The organism is Aquabacterium sp. UBA2148, assembly GCF_002328915.1.
Classification (GTDB): Bacteria; Pseudomonadota; Gammaproteobacteria; order Burkholderiales; family Burkholderiaceae_C; genus Aquabacterium; species Aquabacterium parvum.
The window spans coordinates 1-4,149 of the sequence record NZ_DCXA01000102.1; the positions used below are offsets into that span (position 1 = coordinate 1).

Below are 4,149 nucleotides of genomic sequence, written 5' to 3' on the forward strand. Positions count from 1 at the left end.
CTTCTTCGCAGGTGCAGCCTTCTTGGCGGGTGTAGCCTTCTTCTTGGCGGCCGCCTTGGGCTTGACCAGCGCCTCGATGTCGGCGTCGTACTTCACGCCGTGCTGGGCCAGCAGCTCAGCGCCCGTGGGCAGCGACGCCTCGACGTCAAAGCGCACGTCGGATTCTTCGTGGTGCTCCTGCATGCTGGCGACGTGCTGGTAAATGGTCTGCACGAGCTTTTCGCAGCCTTCGCGGGTGAGCGCCGAAATCTGGAAAACGGGGCCCTTCCAGCCGTAGCGGCGCACGAAGTCCACCACGCGGCCGACGCGCTCTTCTTCCGGGATCATGTCCAGCTTGTTGAGCACCAGCCAGCGTGGCTTGTTGAACAGTTCTTCGTCGTAGATCTTGAGTTCGTTGACGATGGCGCGGGCCTGCTTGACCGGGTCGACATCGTCGTCGAACGGTGCCAGGTCAACCACGTGCAGCAGCACGCGGGTGCGCTGCAGGTGGCGCAGGAACAGGTGACCCAGGCCAGCGCCTTCCGAGGCGCCTTCGATCAGGCCCGGGATGTCGGCGACCACGAAGCTCTTTTCCGGGCCGACGCGCACCACGCCCAGGTTGGGGTGAAGCGTGGTGAAGGGGTAGTCGGCGATCTTGGGGCGGGCGTTCGAGATGGCGGTGATCAGCGTGGACTTGCCGGCATTGGGCATGCCCAAGAGGCCCACGTCGGCCAGCACACGCAGCTCCAGCTTGAGCTTGAAGAGCTCGCCAGGCCAGCCCAGCGTCTTCTTGCGCGGGGCGCGGTTGGTGGCCGTCTTGTAGTGCAGGTTGCCGAAGCCACCATCACCGCCCTTGGCCAGCAGGCGCTTTTCGCCATGCTCGAGCAACTCGATCATCACCTCGTCGGTTTCGGCGTTGCGGATGATGGTGCCCACCGGCATGCGCAGGGTGATGTCCGGGCCGGCCGCGCCGAACTGGTCGGAGCCGCGGCCCTGCTCGCCGTTGCGCGCCTCGTGGCGGCGGGCGTAGCGGTAGTCGATCAGGGTGTTGATGTTGCGGTCGGCCTCGACGTAGACGTGGCCGCCGCGCCCCCCGTTGCCGCCGTTGGGGCCGCCGAAGGGGATGAACTTTTCGCGACGGAAGCTGATGCAACCGCTGCCACCGTTGCCGGCGGCCACATCAATGGTGGCTTCATCGACGAATTTCATGGACGTGTCCTGATCGTTTCGGGTTGGGTGCGGCGATTATCGACGCAGGGCGCATGGCGCGCGCAGGGCCTCGTCAAGGACGGGGCCTGAGAATGACAAAAGCCCCGGCGGACCGGGGCTTCGGGGTGTCGCCCGTGCCACCAGGGCACCAGGCGACAGGGACTGAACGTCAGACCGGGGTGACGACCACGGTCTTGCGGTTCAGGGGGCCCTTCACGGCGAAGGACACGGTGCCATCGACCAGCGCGAACAGGCTGTGGTCGCGACCGGTGCCGACGTTGGGGCCAGCGTGGAAGCGGGTGCCGCGTTGACGAACGATGATCGAGCCAGCGGAGATCACTTGACCGCCGTAGACCTTCACACCCAGCATCTTCGGTTGGGAGTCACGGCCGTTCCGCGTGGAACCGCCGCCTTTTTTCTGTGCCATGGAATTGCTCCTTCAGCTTTGGGCAGTGGGACGGGACGGATCAGCCGTTCACGGAGCTGATTTCCAGCTCGGTGAAGTTCTGACGGTGACCTTGGCGCTTCTGGTAGTGCTTGCGGCGACGCATCTTGAAGATGCGGACCTTGTCGTGGCGACCGTGGGAAACCACGGTTGCCTTGACGGTTGCGCCAGCCACCAGGGGCGTGCCGACCTTGAGTTCAGCGCCGGTGCCGACTGCCAGAACTTGATCGATCACGATCTCTTGGCCAACGTCCGCAGCAATCTGTTCTACTTTGATCTTTTCGCCAGCAGCAACTTTGTATTGCTTGCCGCCGGTTTTTATGACCGCGTACATGTTGAGACCTTTCAGGAAAAGAGCTTGGATCTTCGCGCGATGTGAAACCGCATGACATTGCGACCTCAGCGCCGCAATCAACGTCAAGGGCACACCCGAAGGCGCGCCCCAAGGCTTTGACGGGCAAATTACGCGAAGCTCGCGACTCTACCCTGGGCTGGGTTGGCTGTCAAGTCCGCGGGGTCGAGGTCGCCCCAGGCGCTGGGAGATGCGTCAGCGCCCCCCTCCTGCGCGCCGGCACCCTGCCCCCAGCCGAAGAAGTTGACCACCTCGTCGCGCTTGGCCAGCGCGTCGGTGAACCCCAGGTGGATGAGCTCGCGGGTGAACGACGACTCGAACAGCAGGTAGCTGGCCAGGGCCGTGCCGCGGGCGCTGCGGCCGGTGCCATAGACACCCACGGCGCGCAGCATGGCGCGCACCGCCGGTGGCAGCGCCCACAGGTGGCGCGCGGCGATGTCGTCGATGCGCTGGCTGGGCGCGATCACCAGGATGTCGACCGGGCGCAGCTGCGTCTGCTCCCGCTGCTCGGGGGTCAGCAGCTTCAAGGTGCTGTTGACGCGCTGCATGCGTTCGATGTCCACGGCCAGCGCGTCCAGGAAGATGCTGGACATGGCGTGACCGGCGATCTGCGCCAGGTTGGGGTACTCGCTGGCCATTGGCCGCTCGGCCTGGGGCTCGTGCAGGCGCCCTGCCCCCACCACGAGGATGCGATCGGCGCCCAAGTGAATGGCCGGTGAAATCGGGGCGGCCTGGCGCATGGAGCCGTCGCCCAGGTAGTGCGGACGGCCCTGCACGTCGAGCTTGACGGCCGGGAAGACGAAGGGGATGGCCGACGAGGCCATGAGGTGATCGAGGGTGAGCCGCTCGCGCACGGCCAGGCGCTGCGAACGGGTCCAGGGCTCGATGGGCTCGGCGCTGTCGTAGTAGGTGACGTGTTCGCCGCTGGTGTAGCTCGACCCCGTGACCGCCACCGCGTCGAGGTGACCCTTGGCCATCAGATCCGGCAGGCGACCCATGTCGAACAGGTGCGGCAGCAGCTCGCGCAGAGGCTCGTTGTCGAGCAGGGAGCGCGGGCGAGCGCGGCGCCAGCGGGCCACGGCCCAGCCCAGCGAAAACAGGGTCAGCCACTTGGCACCGCTCTGGATGACGCCGAAGGAGTCGGAGCGGTAGACCTGCTCGGTGCGGAAGTCGCGCCAGACCTCGACCATGGCGCGCAAGGCCAGGTCGTAGTGGTCGGCCCGGCTGGCCAGGGCCATGGCGTTGAGGGCGCCGGCCGAGGTGCCACAGATGATGCGAAAGGGGCTGGTGCGCCGCTTCTCGCCCGCGTCGCGGCGGATCAGCTGCAAGGCCTGGAGCACGCCCACCTGGTAGGCAGCACGCGCGCCACCCCCGGTCAGGATCAGTGCGGTCTTGTCAGGCTTGCTCATGGCTGCTGCGTTGGACGAGGTCGGTGCGCCTGACTGCAAGTTAGCAGGATCGCTGGGTTGAGGTGCGCTGGTGGACATCTCTGGGCACCGCGAAACGGCAATCCTTGGCAGGGCCTCACCAGCCGCAGGCCGAGTCGGCCCCGGGTTGCCCCAGGCCATAGAGCTGCTGCAGGGTGGTCCAGGCTTCGTCGGCGGTTTCGACGAAGCGGAACAGGTGCACGTCTTCGGGGCTGATCATGCCGGTCTCGACCAGGTGGTCGAAGTTGATGAGCTTGGTCCAGAACTCGCGCCCGAACAGCAACACGGGGCGCTTGCGGCACTTGCCGGTCTGGATCAGGGTGAGCGTCTCGAAGAGTTCGTCGAGCGTGCCGAAGCCGCCCGGGAAGCACACCAGCGCCACCGAGCGCATCAGGAAGTGCATCTTGCGCAGCGCGAAGTAGTGGAACTGGAAGCACAGCTTGGGCGTGATGTAGGGGTTGGGCTCTTGCTCGTGAGGCAGCACGATGTTCAGGCCGATGCTCTTGCCGCCGACCTCGTGTGCGCCCCGGTTGCCCGCTTCCATGATGCCGGGGCCACCACCGGTGACGACGTAGATCGGGTGCGCCAGGCGGGCCGAGTGCTCGGTGACCAGGCTGGCGAAACGGCGGGCCTCTTCGTAGAAGCGCGACATGCCGAGCTGGCTTTTGGCCGCGCGGATGGCCTGCTCACGGGCGCTGCCGGGCGGCAGGGCTTCGGCCTCGTCCAGGCGTTCGCGG

The 4,149-nt window shown here is 66.3% G+C and carries 5 protein-coding genes; all 5 read right to left on the minus strand.

Annotated features, from left to right (window positions below; translation table 11 throughout):
• Positions 1–1,188 (minus strand): Obg family GTPase CgtA (gene cgtA / locus B2W70_RS05500; RefSeq protein WP_286743656.1); only part of this gene is annotated, 1,188 nt, incomplete at its 3' end.
• A 169-nt stretch (positions 1,189–1,357) separates the two neighbouring features.
• Positions 1,358–1,615 (minus strand): 50S ribosomal protein L27, encoded by a 258-nt coding sequence (gene rpmA, locus B2W70_RS05505; protein ID WP_058088527.1) that lies wholly within the window; start codon positions 1,613–1,615, stop codon positions 1,358–1,360.
• Positions 1,616–1,655: 40 nt separating this feature from the next.
• Complete coding sequence (rplU, locus tag B2W70_RS05510) at positions 1,656–1,967, minus strand: 50S ribosomal protein L21 (RefSeq protein ID WP_058088526.1); 312 nt, start codon at positions 1,965–1,967, stop codon at positions 1,656–1,658.
• A 128-nt stretch (positions 1,968–2,095) separates the two neighbouring features.
• Positions 2,096–3,394 (minus strand): patatin-like phospholipase family protein, encoded by a 1,299-nt coding sequence (locus B2W70_RS05515; RefSeq protein WP_286743657.1) that lies wholly within the window; start codon positions 3,392–3,394, stop codon positions 2,096–2,098.
• A 115-nt stretch (positions 3,395–3,509) separates the two neighbouring features.
• Positions 3,510–4,149 (minus strand): TIGR00730 family Rossman fold protein (locus B2W70_RS05520; RefSeq protein WP_286743659.1); only part of this gene is annotated, 640 nt, incomplete at its 5' end.

Coding starts and splice junctions, on each gene's coding strand:
- rplU (WP_058088526.1), bottom strand. CDS start 1,967: ATGTACGCGGTCATAAAAACCGGCGGCAAGCAATACAAAGTTGCTGCT.
- rpmA (WP_058088527.1), bottom strand. CDS start 1,615: ATGGCACAGAAAAAAGGCGGCGGTTCCACGCGGAACGGCCGTGACTCC.
- B2W70_RS05515 (WP_286743657.1), bottom strand. CDS start 3,394: ATGAGCAAGCCTGACAAGACCGCACTGATCCTGACCGGGGGTGGCGCG.